21 protein-coding genes and 1 pseudogene are annotated in these 18,537 nt (G+C 65.1%); 11 read left to right on the top strand and 11 right to left on the bottom strand.

The window, feature by feature from the left end:
- Positions 1-3: 3 nt before the first annotated feature.
- From VFF99_RS09220 to VFF99_RS09255, 8 genes are all read left to right on the top strand, one after another.
- The gene (locus tag VFF99_RS09220; RefSeq protein WP_325017132.1) at positions 4-282 is read left to right on the top strand and encodes a hypothetical protein; all 279 of its coding nucleotides are present in this window, start codon (positions 4-6) and stop codon (positions 280-282) included.
- 191 nt (positions 283-473) lie between these two features.
- Positions 474-2,192, top strand: coding sequence for a carbamoyltransferase family protein (locus VFF99_RS09225; RefSeq protein ID WP_325017134.1), 1,719 nt, complete (start codon positions 474-476; stop codon positions 2,190-2,192).
- Positions 2,189-3,289, top strand: a complete 1,101-nt coding sequence (locus tag VFF99_RS09230) for a glycosyltransferase family 9 protein (RefSeq protein WP_325017136.1) — start codon at positions 2,189-2,191, stop codon at positions 3,287-3,289. The genes VFF99_RS09225 and VFF99_RS09230 overlap by 4 nt, the downstream gene beginning before the upstream one ends.
- A complete protein-coding gene (locus tag VFF99_RS09235) occupies positions 3,286-4,254 on the top strand; it encodes a UDP-glucuronic acid decarboxylase family protein (RefSeq protein WP_325017138.1) in 969 nt (322 codons plus the stop codon). Before VFF99_RS09230 ends, VFF99_RS09235 begins: the two co-directional genes overlap by 4 nt.
- A gap of 32 nt (positions 4,255-4,286) precedes the next feature.
- The gene (locus tag VFF99_RS09240) at positions 4,287-4,499 is read left to right on the top strand and encodes a hypothetical protein (RefSeq protein ID WP_325017140.1); all 213 of its coding nucleotides are present in this window, start codon (positions 4,287-4,289) and stop codon (positions 4,497-4,499) included.
- Between the two features lie 20 nt (positions 4,500-4,519).
- Positions 4,520-6,082: an FAD-dependent oxidoreductase gene (locus tag VFF99_RS09245; protein WP_325017142.1), complete on the top strand. Its 1,563-nt coding sequence runs from the start codon at positions 4,520-4,522 to the stop codon at positions 6,080-6,082.
- 218 nt (positions 6,083-6,300) lie between these two features.
- A complete protein-coding gene (locus VFF99_RS09250) occupies positions 6,301-6,945 on the top strand; it encodes a dienelactone hydrolase family protein (RefSeq protein WP_325017144.1) in 645 nt (214 codons plus the stop codon).
- A gap of 147 nt (positions 6,946-7,092) precedes the next feature.
- The gene (locus VFF99_RS09255; protein ID WP_325017146.1) at positions 7,093-7,416 is read left to right on the top strand and encodes a BON domain-containing protein; all 324 of its coding nucleotides are present in this window, start codon (positions 7,093-7,095) and stop codon (positions 7,414-7,416) included.
- A gap of 336 nt (positions 7,417-7,752) precedes the next feature.
- Here the strand turns inward: VFF99_RS09255 and VFF99_RS09260 are convergent, their stop codons facing one another.
- From VFF99_RS09260 to VFF99_RS09285, 6 genes are read right to left on the bottom strand one after another with little or no spacing between them, the layout of a single operon-like run.
- Positions 7,753-8,058 carry a 2Fe-2S iron-sulfur cluster-binding protein gene (locus tag VFF99_RS09260; RefSeq protein WP_325017147.1) on the bottom strand — a complete coding sequence of 102 codons (306 nt, stop codon included), beginning with the start codon at positions 8,056-8,058 and terminating at the stop codon, positions 7,753-7,755.
- Positions 8,055-8,357: a YciI-like protein gene (locus VFF99_RS09265; protein ID WP_325017149.1), complete on the bottom strand. Its 303-nt coding sequence runs from the start codon at positions 8,355-8,357 to the stop codon at positions 8,055-8,057. The genes VFF99_RS09260 and VFF99_RS09265 overlap by 4 nt, the downstream gene beginning before the upstream one ends.
- Positions 8,358-8,369: 12 nt before the next feature.
- Complete coding sequence (locus VFF99_RS09270) at positions 8,370-9,125, bottom strand: N-formylglutamate amidohydrolase (protein ID WP_325017151.1); 756 nt, start codon at positions 9,123-9,125, stop codon at positions 8,370-8,372.
- 13 nt (positions 9,126-9,138) lie between these two features.
- A complete protein-coding gene (locus VFF99_RS09275; RefSeq protein ID WP_325017153.1) occupies positions 9,139-10,383 on the bottom strand; it encodes a carboxylate-amine ligase in 1,245 nt (414 codons plus the stop codon).
- Positions 10,380-11,846 carry a RimK family protein gene (locus tag VFF99_RS09280; protein ID WP_325017155.1) on the bottom strand — a complete coding sequence of 489 codons (1,467 nt, stop codon included), beginning with the start codon at positions 11,844-11,846 and terminating at the stop codon, positions 10,380-10,382. The genes VFF99_RS09275 and VFF99_RS09280 overlap by 4 nt, the downstream gene beginning before the upstream one ends.
- Positions 11,843-12,577, bottom strand: coding sequence for a hypothetical protein (locus VFF99_RS09285; protein ID WP_325017157.1), 735 nt, complete (start codon positions 12,575-12,577; stop codon positions 11,843-11,845). The genes VFF99_RS09280 and VFF99_RS09285 overlap by 4 nt, the downstream gene beginning before the upstream one ends.
- 306 nt (positions 12,578-12,883) lie before the next feature.
- On the opposite strand from VFF99_RS09285, the gene VFF99_RS09290 reads away from it, so the two are divergent.
- Both VFF99_RS09290 and VFF99_RS09295 read left to right on the top strand, forming a co-directional pair.
- On the top strand, positions 12,884-13,525 hold the full coding sequence (locus tag VFF99_RS09290; protein WP_325017159.1) for a hypothetical protein: 642 nt from the start codon (positions 12,884-12,886) through the stop codon (positions 13,523-13,525).
- A 2-nt stretch (positions 13,526-13,527) separates the two neighbouring features.
- On the top strand, positions 13,528-14,718 hold the full coding sequence (locus tag VFF99_RS09295; RefSeq protein WP_325017161.1) for an AI-2E family transporter: 1,191 nt from the start codon (positions 13,528-13,530) through the stop codon (positions 14,716-14,718).
- A 289-nt stretch (positions 14,719-15,007) separates the two neighbouring features.
- On the opposite strand, the gene VFF99_RS09300 is transcribed toward VFF99_RS09295, so the two are convergent.
- From VFF99_RS09300 to VFF99_RS09315, 4 genes are all read right to left on the bottom strand, one after another.
- Entirely contained in the window at positions 15,008-15,151 is a 144-nt protein-coding gene (locus tag VFF99_RS09300; RefSeq protein WP_325017163.1) for an entericidin A/B family lipoprotein, read from the bottom strand.
- A gap of 83 nt (positions 15,152-15,234) precedes the next feature.
- The gene (locus VFF99_RS09305) at positions 15,235-15,615 is read right to left on the bottom strand and encodes a hypothetical protein (RefSeq protein ID WP_325017165.1); all 381 of its coding nucleotides are present in this window, start codon (positions 15,613-15,615) and stop codon (positions 15,235-15,237) included.
- A gap of 44 nt (positions 15,616-15,659) precedes the next feature.
- A complete protein-coding gene (locus tag VFF99_RS09310) occupies positions 15,660-16,028 on the bottom strand; it encodes a phage holin family protein (protein WP_325017167.1) in 369 nt (122 codons plus the stop codon).
- Positions 16,029-16,077: 49 nt separating this feature from the next.
- Positions 16,078-16,488, bottom strand: a complete 411-nt coding sequence (locus VFF99_RS09315; protein WP_325017169.1) for a DUF883 family protein — start codon at positions 16,486-16,488, stop codon at positions 16,078-16,080.
- Positions 16,489-16,904: 416 nt separating this feature from the next.
- Here VFF99_RS09315 and VFF99_RS09320 point away from each other — a divergent pair, with 416 nt between their 5' ends.
- Positions 16,905-18,095, top strand: coding sequence for a PilT/PilU family type 4a pilus ATPase (locus tag VFF99_RS09320; RefSeq protein ID WP_325017171.1), 1,191 nt, complete (start codon positions 16,905-16,907; stop codon positions 18,093-18,095).
- A gap of 169 nt (positions 18,096-18,264) precedes the next feature.
- On the opposite strand, the pseudogene eno reads toward VFF99_RS09320, so the two are convergent.
- A pseudogene (gene eno, locus VFF99_RS09325) lies at positions 18,265-18,537 on the bottom strand (phosphopyruvate hydratase); the annotation flags it as partial.

An 18,537-nucleotide genomic window follows, 5' to 3' on the forward strand; every position in this document is an offset into this window, starting at 1 on the left:
GACATGAATGCCGATATCATCGGCTGGCTCAGTGCCGCAATCCTGGTGATGACGATTTCGAGGCAGGTCTATACGCAGTGGCGGGCGCGCAGCGTCGCCGGCGTGTCGAAGTGGCTGTTCATCGGACAGCTCACGGCCTCCCTCGGCTTCACCATCTACAGCTACCTGGTGGAAAACTGGGTGTTCGTGTTCGCCAACTTCTTCATCTTCCTTACTGCCGTCGCCGGCGAGTTCGTGTACATGCGCAACAAGCGGCTCGCGCAGCGCGAGCCCGGCCGGTAAAAAGCACCTTCATCCGTTTTCCAATTTACACACGCGGGTAGAACTTACCGTCCCTTTCTGCACATCGGCGTGTGAAAAGCGCAGCCGAGGCGCGGGTACGCCGTTTGCTTGACACAAGTGCAATATCCGATGCCCCAGCGAACGGCAGGGTGCCGTGCTGCGCCACCGACAACCGACAACCGGAGGCCGATGTGTACACCTTGGGAATCAACGCTGCCTACCACGATTGTTCCGCCAGCCTGGTGCGCGACGGCATCGTGCTCGCCGCCGCGGAGGAAGAGCGCTTCACGCGCATCAAGCACGGCAAGCGGCCGGTCCCCTTTTCGGCCTGGCAGCTGCCCTACCACGCGATCGATTACTGCCTGGCCGAAGCCGGCATTGCCATGGCCGACGTGCAGCACGTCGCATATTCCTACGACCCGTCGCTGCTGCTTGGCAAGTGGGACAGGAGCGCGACCATCGAGCTTCCGCTGGAGCCTTCCGCGCATGCGTCGTCGGAATGGCTTTCTCCGTGGGACCCGCTGTTCCTGTCGTACATCGTGAACGCCCCGCGTCAGCTGGCCGGCGGTGCGCCGCACCACCTGCGCGCGCGCTTTCGCAACCTGCGCCATGACGGCCCGTTCCGCTGGCATTTCGTCGAACACCATCTTGCGCACGAAGCCAGCGCCTTCCTCGCCGCGCCCTTCGAGGAGTGCGCGGTCATGACCATGGACGGACGCGGCGAGCTGGCCACCACCAGCTACGGCCACTACCAGGACCGGCGCTACAAGCGCATCAAGCAGGTCAACCTGCCGCATTCCCTCGGCCTGCTGTACGAAGGCTTGACCAGCTACCTCGGCTTCCTGCATTCCTCCGACGAGTACAAGGTGATGGCGCTGGCCTCCTTCGGCAAGCCGGTCTACGCGCCGCTGCTGCGGGAAGTGGTGCATTACATGGGCGACGGCGACTATGAAGTCTTGCCGGTGGAGTGGGAGCGAATGTTTGGGCCGGCGCGCGAGCGCGGCGCGGCCTTCGCGAGCAAGCATATGGACATCGCCGCCTCGCTGCAGGCGGTGCTGGAAGAGATCGTGCTGCGCATGGCGGACTGGCTGCATGAACAGACCGGCGCCGAAAATCTCGCGATGGCTGGCGGCGTCGCGCTCAATTGCGTGATGAACGCCAGGGTCAGGGATCGCGGACCCTTCAAGCGGGTGTGGGTGCAGCCGGCCGCCGGCGACGCCGGGACTTCGCTCGGCGCCGCGCTCTGGATCGACGGCCAGCAGCGCGGCGCGGCGAAACGCAACTGGCGGATGGACCATGCCTTCCTCGGCCCGGCCTATGGCGACGACGAGATCGAAGCCTTCCTGCGCCAGGCCAAGCTGCGCTACCGCCGCGCCCCCGACCTCTCCGCCGAGGTGGCGGAGCTGTTGATGCAGGACAAGGTAATCGGCTGGTTCCAGGGGCGCATGGAGTTCGGCCCGCGTGCCCTCGGCGCGCGCTCCATCCTTGCCTCGCCGCTGGAGGCGTCGATGCAGCAGCGCCTGAACCAGATCAAGGACCGCGAAGACTTCCGCCCGGTTGCGCCCGTCGTGCTGGAGGAAGAGGCGGCGAACTGGTTCGTCGACGGCGGCGTGTCGCCTTTCATGGTGTTCGTGTACGACGTGCGGCCCGACAAGGCGGACCGCGTCCCGGCGGTGCGCCATGTGGACGGCACCGCGCGCATCCAGACCATCAACCGCCTGCAGAACCCCGCCTACTACGACCTGCTCAAGGCCTTCGCCGCGCGCAGCGGCGTGCCGGTGCTCATCAACACCTCCTTCAACACACGGGGAGAACCGGTCGTCTGTTCGCCGCGCGATGCGGTCGAATCCTTCTGTTCCACGCCGATCGACGTGCTCGCCATCGGCCCCTTCATCGTGGAAAAGCCATGATGCGCGAACCGCAGCCGCGACGGCTCTTTGGTGGCGGGCAGGCGCCCCGCAAGATTGCGGTGTTCCGCGCGTTGCAACTGGGCGACATGCTGTGCGCGGTGCCGGCCCTGCGCGCACTGCGCGCGGCGGCGCCGATGGCCCACATCACCCTTATCGGCCTGCCGTGGGCGACCACCTTCGTCAAGCGCTTCGGCATGTACTTCGACGACCTGCTGGTCTTTCCCGGATTCCCGGCATTTCCCGAACAGCCCGCGCATCTGAACGCCGTGCCGCATTTCCTGGCCGAGGCGCAGCGCCAGCGCTTCGACCTCGCGATCCAGCTGCACGGCAACGGCTCCCTCAGCAACCCGCTGACGGTGCTGTTCGCCGCCGAACGCTGCGCCGGTTTCCACATGCCCGGCCAGTACTGCCCCGACCCGCGCACCTTCCTCCCCTGGGAAGAGCGCGAACATGAAGTGCTGCGCAACCTGCGCCTGGCGGAATTCCTTGGCGCGCCGCGCCAGGGCGACCACCTCGAATTCCCGTTGAGCGAATCGGATTACCGCGCCCTGCAGCGCTGCCACATCCACCTGCCCGCGCCGGGCTCCTATGTCTGCATCCACCCCGGCGCACGCCTGCCATCGCGCCGCTGGCTGCCGCAGCGTTTCGCCGAGGTGGCCGACCGGTTGGCCGCCGGCGGGATGCGCATCGTCCTGACCGGTTCGCAGGACGAGGCGGAGGTGGTGCGCGCGGTGCGCGGCGCGATGCGCATGCCATCTCTCGACCTGTGCGGCAAGACCGACCTCGGCGCAATGGGGGCGCTGCTCGCGCAGGCGCGGCTGGTGGTCACCAACGACACCGGCATCTCGCATATTGCGGCCGCCGTCGCCACGCCGAGCGTCGTGGTCTCCTGCGGCGCCGACCCCGCGCGCTGGGCACCGCTCGACAATGAGCGCCACCTCGTGATCAGCGCCGACACCGCATGCCGCCCGTGCGCCCATCACGAATGCCCGACCGCCCATGAATGCGCGGAAGACATCGGCGCCGACGTGGTGGCCGCAATGGCGGCCCGGGTGATCGGCAACTGGGAGTACGTGCCGAGCCGGGAGTGGGAATGAAGCAGGGCAAGCGCATCCTGGTGACCGGCGGCGCCGGCTTTCTCGGCTCGCACCTGTGCGAGCGCCTGCTGGCGCAGGGACACCGGGTGCTGTGCGTGGACAACTTCTACACCGGCAGCCCGCGTAACGTCGCGCACCTGGCGGACCATCCGCGCTTCACCCTGCTGCGCCACGACGTCACCGAGCCGCTGCAGGCGGAGGTGGATGAAATCTACAACCTTGCGTGCCCGGCATCGCCGGTGCATTACCAGCGCGACCCGTTACAGACCATGCGCACCAGCGTGCTCGGCGCGCTCAACCTGCTGGAACTCGCGCGGCGGCAGGACGCGGCCATCCTGCAGGCGTCAACCAGCGAGGTCTACGGCGACCCGCAGTTGCATCCGCAGCCGGAACACTACTGGGGCCACGTCAATCCGGTCGGCGTGCGCGCCTGTTACGACGAAGGCAAGCGCTGCGCGGAAACGCTGTTCATGGATTACCGGCGGCAATACGGGCTGTGTGTCCGCATTGCGCGCATCTTCAATACCTACGGCCCGCGCATGCATCCCGAGGATGGGCGGGTGGTATCCAACTTCATCGTGCAAGCACTCGCCGGCAGCCCGGTCACAGTGTACGGGGACGGCACGCAGACGCGCTCCTTCTGCTATGTCGACGACCTGGTCGATGCCCTGGTCCGGCTGATGGAAGGCCCCGCCGCGCTGTGCGGCCCGGTCAACCTCGGCAATCCCGGGGAATTCACGATGCTGGAGCTGGCGCAACGGGTGATTGCGATGTGCAAGTCGCGCTCGACGATCGTGTTCCGTCCTTTGCCCGGCGACGACCCGTCCCGCCGCCGCCCCGACATCGCGCTCGCCCGCTCGGCGCTAGGCTGGGAGCCGCGCGTGGATCTCGCCGCCGGCCTGGCGCGCACCATCGAAGACTTCCGGCAGCGGCAGGAACACAGTTTGCATGCGCAGGTGAAATAACGAGAAACGCAACAGACGCCAGAGGTGCGATCATGAATCGATCCCGCGGAAATACGGTCTCTTCCCTGCTCCGGAGCCTGTCGTTCGCCGGCGCTGTGCTCGTGCTCGCCGGCTGCGGCGAAGGGCCGGGCAACCCGAGGCCGCCGCATTCGCCGCCGCGCCCCGTCACCGAGGACGGGAAGATTTCGCGCGCCCACCTCGTGCTGCCGGCACGCCCGGCGCAGCCCAAGCCGGGCATGATGTAGACGTCCTGCCAGGAGAAACGATGGACACCAGCGACACGCGTGACGCCGGGCCGGATCGACGATCGATCTGGACCGCAAGCGCCGGCCGCACCACCTTCCCGCCGCTGGCCCGCGACCTGGAGGTCGATGTCGCCATCATCGGCGGCGGCATCACCGGCGTCACCACGGCTGCCTTGCTCGCGGCCGACGGACGGCGCGTAGCCGTGCTCGAAGCCGGCAGGGTCGGCATGGGAACGACCGGAAATTCCACCGGCAACCTCTATGCGATGGTCGCCGAACCGCTGCACAAACTGGCGTCCCGCTGGGGCGACGACCAGGTGTGGCGGATGGTCGATTCGCGCCGGCAGGCGGTCGACCTGGTTGAAAAAAATACGCGCCGCTTCGGCATCCAGTGCAATTTTTCCCGCCAGCCCTGGGTGCTCTACAGCGTCGACGCCTCGCCCGACAGCAATGCCGTGATCGACCGCGAGTACCAGTGCATGCGCGATGCCGGGCTCGAGGCGCGGGTGACCTCCGACATCCCCTTGCCCTACGAAATCCACCGCGGGCTGGTGGTGGCCGGCCAGGCGCAATTCCATCCCTTGCGCTATGTGCAGCAGCTCGCCGCCATCATCCACTCCGGGAACTGCATGATTTTCGAGGATACGCCGGTGACGGCCGTGGATGAGGAAAGCGGCACGGTGACCGCCGGCCGCCGGACGGTGAAGGCGGAGCGCATCGTCATGGCGACGCACACCCCCAAGGGATTCAATGCCATCCAGACCGAGCTCGGGCCCTACCGCGAATACGCGGTCGCCGCCCCCCTGCTGCGCAGGCAGATCGCCGCAGGGATATTCTGGAGCACCGGTCCGGAGGCCGACTCGACGCGGCTGTTCGAGATGAACGGCGAGGCCTGGGTGATGATGATCGGCGACAAGCACAAGACCGGCCAGAAGGAAGACCCGGAAGCGTCGTACCACAAGCTGGAAAGCTTGCTGCAATCGCGTTTCGACGCCGGGCCGGTGGCATACCGCTGGTCGGCGCAGCAGTACAAGGCGGCGGACCACTTGCCTTACATCGGCCCGAGCATCGGCTCCGAACGGCTGCTGCTGGCGACGGGCTTTGCCGGCGACGGGCTGACCTTCGGCACCCTGGCCGCGATGCTCATCGCCGACCATATTGCGGGACGGCAGAACCCCTTCGCCGACCTCTACACGCCGCGCCGCTTCACGCCGCTCAAGTCTGCCGGCACCTTCCTCAGGGAAAACCTCAACGTCGCCAGCTACTACGTGAAGGACTACATCAAGGGCGGCGAGGTCACGCAGCTCTCGGAAGTGCCGCGCGGGGAAGGGCGCATCGTCGACCTCGCCGGCGACAAGCTGGCCGTGTATCGCGACGACGCCTACCAGCTGCACGTGCTCTCGCCGGTCTGCACGCACCTGAAGTGCATCGTGCACTGGAACCAGGCCGAGCGCAGCTGGGACTGTCCCTGCCACGGCAGCCGCTTCACCTGCGACGGCGCGGTGATCGAAGGCCCGGCGATCGCGCCGCTGGAGAAGCGCATGACACCACCCGCCGACGAGAACCAGACCTGGCTCCCATGAGCTTGCTGCTGCAGCGCGATACCGGGTGGCATGGAGCTTGCGTCACCGCGACAAGATTGGACTTCAGGCACGCGCACGATGGCTGATGGACGCGATGTTCTCAGCAGGCCGACGGGGCAGCGCATGCACGCTGCCCCCAACCCATCCTGCTTTACTCCCCCTCGCTTGCATCGCAGTGCGCACTGGACGCAATGGGCATCGCGCCCAGGAGACGGATAATGTTTTTATCGACTAACGTCGAGCAGGTTTCGATACCGACGCCGCACGGCGCCATGGACGGGGTGCTCTGGCTCCCCGACAACCCGGTAGGCATCGTCCTGCTCGCCGACGGAAGGAGCGGCTACCGGGTCAAGCCGCCCATCGACTATGTCGGCACCGTGCTGCGCAACGCGCGGCTCGGCACCTTCTGGCTCGACCTTTCCCGGCAGGGGGAGGGCGGCAATGAACCGGACAGGCTAGCGCTGCGGCTGGAAGCGGCCTGCGACTGGCTGCGCGAGCACCAGTCCGCGGGCAGCATGCCGGTCGGGCTGTTCGGCGCGGGCAACGGCGTGGCGGCGGTACTGCAGCTCGCCGCCAAGCTTGGGTCGCAAGTGTCCGCCATCGTACTGCGCGGCGGCCGGGCGGATATGGCCGCGCACACCTGCCTGCCACGTGTCACTGCGCCGACCCTGCTGATCGCCGGCAGCCTCGACGAACGGGTGGTCAGCGTCAGCCGCGTGGTGTACTCCTCCCTGCGGTGCAAGAAGCGGCTGGAAATCATTCCCGGCGCCACCCATTCCTTCGAGGAACCGGGCAGTCTGGAAGTGGTGGCGCGGCTGGCGCGCGGATGGTTCCTGCAGAACGCGCGCGTCAGACACGTCTGAACGCTGTAATTCCTGCTGCACGCAGCAGGAATTACAAGCGTGGCCCGCTTGTTGCACCTCAACCGCGATGCATTTTTGTCATCCTCGCGGAAACCTCGCCGCTGCCGTCAAAGTCGAAAAAGGCAATGCACATTCGAGGGGACTGACATGAACAAGAAATACGCGCTGCCCGTAATGCTGCTCGCCGCTGTCCTCGCCGCCGGCTGCGCGGGCATGTCCGGCAAGCAGGACGGAACGCAGAAGTCGACCGGCCAGGTTGTCGACGACGCTGCCATCACCGCGAAAGTGAAGGCTGCATTGGCCGGCGATCCCGACATCGCCTCGATGAAGATCAATGTCGATACCAGCAAGGGCAAGGTCACGCTCAAGGGCGAGGTCAAGTCGCTTGCACAATGGCGCAAGGCCGAATCGCTGGCGCGCGGGGTGGACGGGGTGCAGGCGGTGAATAATCAGCTGGTGATTACGGGTTGATTGCTGGGCGGGTTCGGTGAACGACGCTGGATTCCGGCTTTCGCCGGAATGACGGGGGCGGGGAAGGTGTGGGATCAGAGTGCGGTGCCCGCATGCGGGCTCTCAGGTTGCGCACCCCACTCCCATCCCACCGCATTCCGGCGAACGCCGGAATCCAGTGGCGTGTGGCGCACCCATGCCTTCACCGGATGAACGACGCTGGATTCCGGCTTTCGCCGGAATGACGAGGTGAGAGGAAGCGGGGAATTCGGCCGAGGCGCCCGCATGCGGGCCGCTTAGATAGCACACACCTTCCTTACCCCCGTCATTCCGGCGGACGCCGGAATCCAGCGTCGTTCAACCGGAAACCTTCCCCCGAAACGCCGGCACCTCCAGCTCAACATCCGACTCCGGATAAGCCACGCAGGGAAGAATGAACCCTTCCGCCTTTTCCTCCCGCGTAAGCCCCGGCCAATCGATGCGATAGCGGATGCGCCCGCTCGCAAGCCGGCACATGCAGGTGCGGCAGGTGCCGTTGCGGCATGACGCGGGCAGTTCTATGCCGGCCTGCCGCGCGGCAGTCAGCAGCGGAGAGGATGCCGGCGCGTCGAACCGCAGGCCGGCCGGACGCACCAAGGCCGAAAAGCGTGCCGTGTCGCTCACGAGGGACGCACCGGCGTTGCCGCCGTCTCCCCCACCACGGTATTCCAGCGCCGCACCTGCCACCGCGCCACCAGCCCGTTGATGACATACGGATCAGCCTTGGCAAACGCTTCCACAACGTCCGGCGAGCCGGCCTGGAAAAAGAGCACCGCACGGTCCGCCGGCTCCGCAAGCGCCCCCGCAATCACCAGCTCGCCGCGCTTGTGCGCATCCCACGCAAGCGCAAGGTGTTCATTGCGAAACTCTTCGCGCCGGTCGAGATAATCGGGCACCAGGTCGTAGATCAGCAGAAAGTGCATGGCGGCTCCTCGTCATGTTTGAAATCGGAACGACGATGATAGCTCAGGCTGGCTGGAGCTTGCCTTCTCCCGCGGCGCCGCGTCGTGAAAGGCTTCGATGGCCGCGTTGCGCACCGCGCGCCAGTGCTCGCCGCCGCCGCGCACATGCTTCTGGTTGATCTCCAGTTCGATGCCGAGATACGACTCCGCGGGAAAGCGGCGCCGCAGGTAGACCGTGAAGCCGTCGGCCGTGCCGAGGTAGGGATAGTTCAGCCGCGTCTTGAGCGCGGCCGCATATACCTTCAGCGCCGTCTGCCAGCGGCGGCACAGTCCGGCTTCCGGCGCGCGCGCCGGATCGTAGAGCAGGCCGAGGTCCGCCGTGCGTACCTTGCCGGCGAGTTCCGGCGTGAAGCTGTGGCAGGAAACATGCACCACGCGCATGCCCGCTGCCACCGCCTGCGCCACCTGTGTTTCCACTTTCATGCGGTAGGGCAGGTAGTAGCGCTGGAAGATTTCCGCGCGGATGTCTTGCGGCGCATCGCGCGTGGCTTCGGAATAGAGCTTGGGATGGCTGGGCGAGCGGTTGAGGTCGATCAGCAGACGGCTCACGGTCGATACCACCAGCGGCGCGCCAAGCGCGGCGGCGAATTCCCGCGCCAGGCGCAGCGCGCCGACATCATAGGCGCGATGCGTGTGCAGCAACTGTTCATGGCCGCGGAAAAAGTCGTGGTAGCGCGAGGGCACGCGGTTGCCGCCATGCTCGCAAGTGATCAGAAAGAAGTCGCGCACCGGCAACCTGTCCTCAGGGCAGGAAGGGCTGGCCGGTCTGCAGGCAATCGCACAGGCGGCGGTACACCTGATGCAGCTGCGCCTGCGAAGGCGTGGCGCCCGCGGCGCGCAGGATGCGCCGCGCGAGCGGCCCGTGGGCGAGGATGGTCTGCAGCGGCGCGGCCCAGTGCTGCACGTGGCGCGGGTCGCCGGCCATCATGCGCGCGATCAGGTGCCGCCACAATTCGCCGGCGGTACAGCGCCCGCCGGGAAAGTCGAGCAGGCGCAGGTACGCCGCGTTGGCGATTTCCGCGCGCTCGGCATCGCGGATGCAGTCCTGCAGGATGGCCGCCAGCGCTGCGGTCGGCATTTCCTGCTGCTCGACCAGCGTGCCTGCGCGGTAAAGCCGGTGCACGAGATCGATCACCGCCGCCGCCACCGCGAGATCGGCGCGCGGATGCTCCTGCGTATCGAGCACCCGGATCTCGATGGCGTTGCGGTCGAAGCGGGCAATGGCGCCGCGCGAATTCAGCCATTCGTGCTGCAGCACCTTGTCCGGATCATGCGGCGCGATGTCGCGGTACATCGGCGCGAGGATGCGGTCTTCATAGGCGGTGCGGCTGGTGATGGTTTCCGGTATGACGAGGCCGGCGATCGAGGGGAACTGCGCCGCGTTGTCGCAATAGACCCGCATGCGGAAGTCCATCCACCCCGTCGCATGCCCATCGGCGAAGGGCGAGCTGGCGGCGAGCGCGGGCAGGATGGGCAGCGCCAGGCGGATGGCCGCATGCAGGCGCGCGAATTCCTCGTCGCCGGCGAAGGGCAGGTTGATGTGCATGCTCTGCAGGTTGGCCCAGCCGTGGCTGCGGCTGTCGAAGATGCGGCCGTAGGCGCTGTAGATTTCCTCGTTGCCGTGCGGCCAGAGCCGCGTTTCGGTGCACGGGTCCATCCAGGGATGCATGGCGCCAGGCATGAGGCGCGCGCCTAGCGATTGCAGGCGGCGGTTGATTTCCTGCACCTCGCCCTGGAAGGCATCCGGGAGCAGGCAGAGCGAGGCGGACGGGCGGATGTTCTTGACTTCGAGCACGTGCAGCACCAGCTCGTTGGACCAGCCCATCCTGCCGCGCACGATATCGTTTTCCTGCGTGCCGTCGGGTTCGCGCAGCAAGGCGTCGGCGACGGGCATCACGGACAGCCGGTCGCTGTCGACGATCATGTACTCCAGCTCGATGCCGCAGCCCATGAAGGCGTGCAGCAACGGAGGCTCGTCCTCGCTCATATCGATGTGTTTCCCTTCCTCGCGTCGATGCGCTTGCGGAATACGCCCATCACCTCGCGGTACAGCGCGTCGGACAGCACCGCATCCTCGTTGCCGGCATCGACGTTCGGGTTGTCGTTGATCTCGATCACGTAGTACTGGCAGCCGACCTGCTTCAGGTCGACGCCGTAGAAACCATCGCCGATCAGGTTGGCGGCCTGCAGCGCGATTTTCACCACCTCGTCCGGCACCTCGCCGATCGACAGCGCCTCGGTGCGGCCTTCCGACATGCGGTGGTGCTCGTGCTTGATGATCTGCCAGTGCCCGGGCGCCATGTAGTACTTGCACACGAACAGCGGGCGCTGGTCGAGCACGCCGATGCGCCAGTCGAACTCGGTGGGCAGGTATTCCTGTGCCAGCACCAGTTCCGATTCCCTCAGCAGCTCGTTGACCTTGTCCAGCAGCGCTTCCTCCGATTCGATCTTGACCACGCCCTGTGAGAAAGCACCGTCGGGTTGCTTCAGGATGCAGGGCAGGCCGAGGGTGGCCGCGATTTGGTCCACGTTCCCCTTGTGCACGACCATCGTGCGCGGCGTGGGAATGTGATGGCGCGTGAGCAGCTCGTTCAGGTAGATCTTGTTCGTGCAGCGCAGGATCGAATCCGGATCGTCGATCACCACCATGCCCGCATCGGCCGCCTGGCGCGATATCTCATAGGTGTAATGGTCGACGTTGGTGGTGTCGCGGATGAAGAGGGCGTCGAAATCGGCCACGCGGCGTGCATCCTTCGGCGTGATCAGCTCGGCCGTCATGCCCAGTAGTGCGGCGGCCTCGACGAACTTCTGCATCGCCTCGGGATTGGACGGCGAGGCGTTTCTGTACGGATCGTGGAGGATGGCGAGAGAGGGCTTCTTCGTGGCCGGGGTGCTGGTGCGTATCTTCTGTTCCTTCAGGTAATCCATCGCGGCGCGCGCGGCGAATTCCTGGTGGTGCTCCGGAATGTCGCGGATGCTGCCCGGATAGATGCTGCACAGGTGCCAGCTCCCGTTGGCCCGTTCGAAACGGGCGTGCAGCACCGGCGAACGCAGCGAGCGGAACAATTGCTCGCTCAGGTGCGGGTGCCTGCCTTCCGGGTCGCGGCCGAAGTAAATGTTCAGATCGGCGACATCCTCAGTGCTGCGGGCGAAGGAACAATCGATCAGGTTGCCGAGCCGTTCGGCGATGTCCTGCACCGTGCCGCCGGCGTACAAGTCCTTCATCGCCTGCACGTCCGGCACCGGCTGGTGGCCGCGCGCTTCGGCCAGCAGGGAAACGTAATAGCCCTGGCTTTGGTAGCGGTAGGTCCTGCAGAGGTTGAAAACTTTGGTGGATCCGATATCCCCGTAGGCGGGGTCCATGAGGTAGGTTTCGGCGGGTATCACGGTGACACCCGGGATGTCGCTCGGCCAATCTTGCTGTTGACTGACGACGAATAGGATATTCATGGTACTTCCTGTCGCGGCGGACACCGCGGGTGGATGATCAGCAGGTTGGCGTCGTGCGTCACGATGCCCAGCAGCACCGCATTGACAACCCGGTCTACGCTCAGCCAGTACTCCTGCGTGCCGGCATAAGGATTCTGTTGATAGGGATCGACGACCCGCACCTTGCGGCGCTGGCGGTCGTAGCCGGCAATGATGACGAAGTGGCCGGACGGCAGGCCGCGCACATCGTCGGGTTCATCCTCCGGGCCGTACTCCCGCGCAACCCGGTACAGATAAGTCGAGCTGAGGCCGGTGATGATCGGCAACCGCCGGCGCAGAATGCCGCGGATCAGATAGCGCGACAGGTCGAGCAGGCGCAGGCGTCCGCCCAGGCCGAGGAATTCCAGGTAGCCGGTGGTGGCGTGCTGCAGGCGGTAATCCATCTTGAGCTCGCGCTGGCGCTGCAGCCGCTCGGCGATATCCACTCCCGGCTCGGTGAACCAGGTCGGGTCGAACACGGTGAGGTTGTAGGTATAGATCGTCGCCTTGTACCCCCGGCGCAAGGCGTCGCAGGCGAGGAAGACGGCGAAGGTGCCGCCATGCTCCAGTCTGCCGGTGCGCTCGATGACCCTGGTCAGCGATTCGTCTTCGCCCCAGTAGCGATAGACGGCGTGCAGGCAGGTCGGGCCGCAGGTGGTCTCGTCCGGCTGCGGGAGAATCTTGACGGGCAACTGCAGGATGTCTTGGCTCACGGGAAGCGTTTTTTCCGTTTCAAACACGCGGCCGCACGACTTCAGCGGCAGTGACTAGCGCATAGCATTTTCGGTGCCAGACAGCGGTGCGCTTTCCGGAAGCCGTGCTGCGGCATAGTGACTGCATGGGGCATGTAAAAGTTTCCACCGCGAGCATCTCTTTCCACCCGCCGCCGCTCTTTCCGTCTCGCAAGCGTCGATGCTGCGGGCATTGCCCGGACGGGCATGGATGCTGCATGAATCACTTGTTGCGCGGAACACGCGCTGCCGCGTTCCCCTGTTGAACTCGACCAAGGAGGTTCCACCATGAAAACAATATCGAGCCTGTTGATCACCCTCGGATTAGTCTCCCTGCCTGCCCTGGCCCAGGTGCATTCCACTCCGCAGCCGGCGGCCGAAGCCGGCTCTTCCGGGGCGTCCTCGGCATCCGGTTCCGGCGACGCTTCGTCCGGCGCGTCCAGCCCCGTGCTGGCGGAGCCCGGCGCCGCGCTGCCGCCGGAGCCGTCGCCGACTGCCCGTCTCAAGCCGGTCACGCAGGATGACGTGACCTACCTGTGCGGCGGTGTGGGCGAAGAAGAATCCCGTTTCATGAAAGCCCAGGCGCGGGATTACGACCTGATGCTGACCTTTGCCACCCGCAGCGGCGCCTATCTCGCGGACGTCGATGTCGACATCAGCGATGCGCGCGGCAACAACGTGCTGCAGCTCGCCTGCGATTCCCCCATCCTGCTGGTGGACCTGCCCAAGGGCGGTACCTACAAGGTGCGTGCCGAAGCGGCAGGCTATACGCTGAACAAGACGGTCCGCGTCGCGGGCAGCGCGCCCCAGTCGCGCGTGGCGAGTTCCATCCTTTCATGGCCGCAGCAGGTGGCCGAAGCGGGCGGCCCGCCCACTTCCACCGGCAGCGGCAGCGGTGGCGAAGCTGCCGCCGGCAGCGGCGCACGGTAACCATGGCGACCAGCATGGACCGCGGCGCCGGCGCCAGCGCCAGCGTTCTTACGCCCCCTGTCCGGCCGGGCGCGGGAATCCAGGAAGCCCCGCGCGGCGACCGGCGCGTCATCCCGGACCGCCGCGCGAGCTATCGCCTGCAGCCGGAGCCCCAGGAGTTCAGCGATTCGCACTTTTTCCGTCGCACGATCCTCGTCGTCAGCCTGATCATCTTCACCGGGCTGATGCTGACCGCAATCTGGTATGCCAGCGACGTCTTCCTCGTCCTGTTCGCCGGCATCCTGACCGCGGTGCTGCTGCGCGCGCCGACCAACTGGCTGGTGGAGCGCGCCGGGCTGCGCGAAAGCGTGGCGCTCGGCATGTCGATCACCGCGCTCGGGCTGTTCATCATTCTGCTGGTGGTCTTGTTTGCGGTTCCCATGGCCGAGCAGGTTGGCCAGCTCCTGGAAACGCTCCCGCGCTCCATGGCGCGCATGCGCCAGTGGATACGCCAGTACGAATGGGCCAAGCCGTTGCAGCCGATGATCATCGAGCTGTCGCGCATGCGCTTCGACTTCGAGCTGCTGGGGCGCGCCCGGGGCCTGATCGGCTCCACCGTCTCGGCCGTCGGCGGCGCCGGAGTGGCGCTATTCATCGGCATCTACCTCGCGGCACAGCCCCGGCTGTACCAGCGCGGAGTCATGCACATGCTGCCGCGCAGGGGACGGCCGCGCGCCTACGAAGTCATGGATGAAATCGGCAACGTCCTGCGCTGGTGGCTGGTGGGCCGGCTGGTGACGATGACGGTCGTCGGCCTCGCCGCCGGCATCGGGCTCTGGTGGCTGGAGGTGCCCCTCGCCTTCACGCTCGGGGTGCTGACCGGCGTGCTGGAGTTCGTGCCCTACATCGGGCCGATCCTCGCCGCCGCCGCACCCTTGCTGATCTCGTTCAATATCGACCCCCAGCTCGCGTTCTATGTCCTGCTGCTGTATGTAGGCATCCAGTCCGCCGAGAACTACCTCCTCACACCGCTGGTGGAACAGCGCGCCGTGGCCCTGCCGCCGGCGCTGGTGATCTTCGGGACGCTGCTGCTTGCCGCGCTCGCCGGACCGCTGGGCGTGGTGCTGGCGTCGCCGCTGATCGCCGCCGGCATGGTGGCCGTCAAGCTGTTGTATGTGGAGGATGTGGTGGAGCAGCCGAAGCCGAAGACGTAGGGATGGGGATGCGGCTATGGCTGGCGGGTTTCGCTGCGCCCTGCCCACCCTGCAATTCTTTACGGGGCTGGTGGGTTTCGCTCCGCTCTACCCACCCTACCGTCCTTTATAAAGAACCGTAGGGTGGGTAGAGCGCAGCGAAACCCGCCAATGCTTTAAAGAACCGTAGGGTGGGTAGAGCGCAGCGAAACCCACCATGCACCCCTCGGAACCAAAAGCGCAAACGACGCTGCTCCCCTTTCCTCGGAAGAGGGGAGCAGCGTCAGCCGGGGAGGGCGAATCGACGCGCTTACTGCTTCTGCTGCTTCTCGGCGGCGCCTTGCATCTTTTCACCGCCGCGCTCCACGTCCTTGCCGAATCCCTTCATCGTATTGCAGGCGGACAGGCTGAAGGCGAACATCATCATACTGAGTACGGTAACGATCTTTTTCATGATTTTTTCCTTTCATTGAACAAGTAAAACCAGATACTCCCGAAACTGCCGCACCGCCGCACCAGGCCGGCACGCTCCGATGATCAGGAAGGCTGGTCCGTGGTGCGACCTTGCACGTACGCCCCTGCCATCGTTAAGACCTTGCCGAGCAGATCGACGTTCGTTTGATTGTTTGCCGTCAAAGTCCCGATCGCCGTCGCACCCGTGGCGACGGTCTGGACGATACGGCGCGGCCCGATCGCCACCAGCGCCGCCACGCCCAGCGCGCACAGGACCGGATGGTCCATGAGCACACGCATCAGGGTGCTGCGCGGGAAGCGTGTGGGCACGGGCCGGTGCGTCGGGTATACGTGCTGGGCATGCGCCGCGGGCAATGCCCGGGTGGCCATGGGGTCGGCCGGGATCTGATCGAGGTCGGCGCCGCCGTTGAGCGCGCGCCGGTAGCTTTCTCTGCGCATTTGCATTCGCTCCAGGATGGCCTTCCGTTCTTCTTCCAGTGATGGACCGCTCATAGGGCTTCCTTGATGACGTCGATATCGCGCTGGAATTCCGTGCGCAGCGTCGTGGTGAGCGACGGCGAACGGAAATGCTTCAGGCACATGTTGAGGCTGACGCCCGCGATCGCGCCGTACAGGAGGACCACGAACCATGCCGCCAGCGCCCGGTATTCCGAGGTCCAGAAGCTGACGATGATCGCGATGCCGAGGAAAATCGTCGCCAGCAAGGCGAACAGTCCGGCGACGGCGAAGCCCGCGATGCGCAGCGCCAGGTTGTGCTCGCGGATCTTCAACTCGACACGCAGCAGGTCCATGTAATCGCCGACGCGCTCCAGCGTGATCAGGTAGAGCTGCCTGGATTTGTGTAGGGCTGAGAACATGAGGGTCTTCCTTATGCGAGATTGCGGGACATCAGCGGTCTGCCGGGGGCTAGCGGCGCTTGAACAGCAGGCCCAGCAGCAGGCCGGTGCCTACGGCGACGGCGACCGATTGCATCGGCTTGTCCTTCACATACTCGGTCGTGCTCTCCATGCCGCGGTTCAACTGGCGCGTCGCCTCGCTGGCAATGCCCTTGGCGGCGTAGCGCACGGAACTGAACTTGGCCATGAGCTGCGTATGGGCCTGTGTCAGTTCATCGTCGGACATGCTGGCAGAACGGTTGACCAGCGCATCCAGGTCGTTCTTCAGGCTCGAGAGCTCGCTGCGCAAGGTGGCTGCCGAACGCTGCGTCGTGCCTTTCATCTCGTTCATCGTTCCCCTCGTGGCTTGTGAGGCGGTGGACATGGTGTCGCTGCCGTTGCCTGGTTTTACGGTGGAAGTCGAAGTATTGGTTGTATCCATGAATCGCTCCTTGACTGGATTTGACGGAATCCGCACGTGAAGCCTTGCGGACAGGACAGTTAAAGAAGGAAACGCCTCTGCGACGGCAAGCAGGATGCGCAATTGCGTTCATGAAAAAACGCGACGCGTTGCATCGAACCTCCTTTCTATGGCTGCCAGGTGATGCAGCAAACGGTATGCCAAGCGATGACGGAGTGTTAACAGGCGTTGCAGGGGGCAGAGGGGCGGGGAAGGGGGAAAAAACTGCAGACTGCCTTGTAAGTGCGTAAAAAGTGGGTAGAAGGCGTCCCCGCATTTTGCACACGTTGCATGTAATTCTTGCAAGCGTGCATGCGTGGTTTTTCCGGACAAATTCCTTGCCGTCACTAGCCTCGCGGAAAGATAATGGCACATCGATCTGTACAAGAAAGGCAGCCATGTCCTCCACCTTCGGCCTCGAAGAAGCGCGCGCATACATGCACCAACTGCTCAAGGTCATGCACCAGCAGGGCGGTTCCGACCTCTTCATTTCGGCGGACTTCCCGCCCAGCATGAAGCACCAGGGCGCGATGAAGCCGCTGAGCCAGCAGAAGCTCACCGGCGAAGTCACACGGAAACTGGCGCAGTCGCTGATGAATGAAAAGCAGCTGGCCGAGTTCGACGCCGAGCTCGAGTGCAATTTCGCGATTTCGCTGCCCAATGTCTGCCGCTTCCGCGTGAACGTCTTCGTCCAGCAGCAGCAGGCAGGCATGGTGATCCGCACCATCGCGGCCGAGATCCCCAGCTTCGAAAAGCTGCAGCTGCCCGAGATCCTGAAGGACGTCATCATGACCAAGCGCGGCCTGGTGCTGGTCGTCGGCGGCACCGGCTCCGGCAAGTCCACCACCCTGGCGGCGATGATCGATCACCGCAATGCCAACTCCTCCGGCCATATCATCACCGTCGAGGACCCGGTCGAGTATGTGCACAAGAACAAATCCTGCCTGATCACGCACCGCGAGGTTGGTGTCGATACGCTGAGCTGGCACCATGCGCTGAAGAACACGCTGCGCCAGGCGCCGGACGTGATCCTGATCGGCGAAATCCGCGACACCGAGACGATGGAGCACGCGATCGCCTTCGCCGAGACCGGCCACCTGTGCCTGGGCACGCTGCACGCGAACAACGCCAACCAGACCATCGACCGCATCATCAACTTCTTCCCCGAGGAACGCCGCGCGCAGTTGCTGGGCGATTTGTCGGCCAACCTGCGCGCCATCATTTCGCAGCGCCTGGTGCGCACCGAAGACGGCAAGGGGCGCAAGGCGGCGATCGAGATTCTGCTCAACACACCGACCATCGCCGAACAGATCCTGAAGGGGCAGTTCCACGGCATCAAGGAAACCATGGCCAAGTCCAGGGAGTTGGGTATGCGCACCTTCGACCAGGCCTTGTTCGATCTCTACAACGAAGGCTTCATCGGTTACGACGAAGCGATCCGTAATGCGGATTCGGCAAATGAACTGCGGCTGCAGATCAAGCTGCGGGCGAATCGTGGAAAGGATGGGGAGGCGGCGGCGGGCGGGTTGAACCTGGCGATCAGCGAGGAGCCGGAGGAGGACGAGGAAGAGGGTAAGGTGAAGAAGTAGGTCTTGTCGCGCGCTGGGGTTCGTTGGGCTTTGCCTGGTTTACGGTTCTTTATTTGCTTGCTGGGTTTCGCTGCGCTCTACCCAGCCTACCGTCCTTTATAAAGAACCGTAGGGTGGGTAGAGCGCAGCGAAACCCACCGCGCCTCTAATCGTCCCCATCCACGCACCCTCACCGCAAACTGTAAAACGCCCCGCGTCCCGGATAACTGGCGATGTCGGCCAGGTCTTCCTCGATGCGCAGCAGCTGGTTGTACTTGGCCATGCGATCGGAACGCGACAGCGAACCGGTCTTGATCTGCAACGCATTGGTGCCCACCGCGATATCGGCAATCGTCGAGTCCTCGGTCTCGCCGGAACGGTGCGAGATCACCGCCGTGTAACCGGCGCGCTTGGCCATCTCGATCGCGGCGAAGGTCTCGGTCAGGGTGCCGATCTGGTTGAT

Origin of the sequence: Noviherbaspirillum sp. (assembly GCF_035654295.1) — a bacterium.
In the GTDB taxonomy this organism is placed as follows: Bacteria; Pseudomonadota; Gammaproteobacteria; order Burkholderiales; family Burkholderiaceae_D; genus Noviherbaspirillum.

Coding starts and splice junctions, on each gene's coding strand:
- VFF99_RS09220 (WP_325017132.1), top strand. CDS start 4: ATGAATGCCGATATCATCGGCTGGCTCAGTGCCGCAATCCTGGTGATG.
- VFF99_RS09230 (WP_325017136.1), top strand. CDS start 2,189: ATGATGCGCGAACCGCAGCCGCGACGGCTCTTTGGTGGCGGGCAGGCG.
- VFF99_RS09235 (WP_325017138.1), top strand. CDS start 3,286: ATGAAGCAGGGCAAGCGCATCCTGGTGACCGGCGGCGCCGGCTTTCTC.
- VFF99_RS09240 (WP_325017140.1), top strand. CDS start 4,287: ATGAATCGATCCCGCGGAAATACGGTCTCTTCCCTGCTCCGGAGCCTG.
- VFF99_RS09245 (WP_325017142.1), top strand. CDS start 4,520: ATGGACACCAGCGACACGCGTGACGCCGGGCCGGATCGACGATCGATC.
- VFF99_RS09250 (WP_325017144.1), top strand. CDS start 6,301: ATGTTTTTATCGACTAACGTCGAGCAGGTTTCGATACCGACGCCGCAC.
- VFF99_RS09255 (WP_325017146.1), top strand. CDS start 7,093: ATGAACAAGAAATACGCGCTGCCCGTAATGCTGCTCGCCGCTGTCCTC.
- VFF99_RS09265 (WP_325017149.1), bottom strand. CDS start 8,357: ATGCACTTTCTGCTGATCTACGACCTGGTGCCCGATTATCTCGACCGG.
- VFF99_RS09275 (WP_325017153.1), bottom strand. CDS start 10,383: ATGAGCGAGGACGAGCCTCCGTTGCTGCACGCCTTCATGGGCTGCGGC.
- VFF99_RS09280 (WP_325017155.1), bottom strand. CDS start 11,846: ATGAATATCCTATTCGTCGTCAGTCAACAGCAAGATTGGCCGAGCGAC.
- VFF99_RS09290 (WP_325017159.1), top strand. CDS start 12,884: ATGAAAACAATATCGAGCCTGTTGATCACCCTCGGATTAGTCTCCCTG.
- VFF99_RS09295 (WP_325017161.1), top strand. CDS start 13,528: ATGGCGACCAGCATGGACCGCGGCGCCGGCGCCAGCGCCAGCGTTCTT.
- VFF99_RS09300 (WP_325017163.1), bottom strand. CDS start 15,151: ATGAAAAAGATCGTTACCGTACTCAGTATGATGATGTTCGCCTTCAGC.
- VFF99_RS09305 (WP_325017165.1), bottom strand. CDS start 15,615: ATGCAAATGCGCAGAGAAAGCTACCGGCGCGCGCTCAACGGCGGCGCC.
- VFF99_RS09310 (WP_325017167.1), bottom strand. CDS start 16,028: ATGTTCTCAGCCCTACACAAATCCAGGCAGCTCTACCTGATCACGCTG.
- VFF99_RS09315 (WP_325017169.1), bottom strand. CDS start 16,488: ATGGATACAACCAATACTTCGACTTCCACCGTAAAACCAGGCAACGGC.
- VFF99_RS09320 (WP_325017171.1), top strand. CDS start 16,905: ATGTCCTCCACCTTCGGCCTCGAAGAAGCGCGCGCATACATGCACCAA.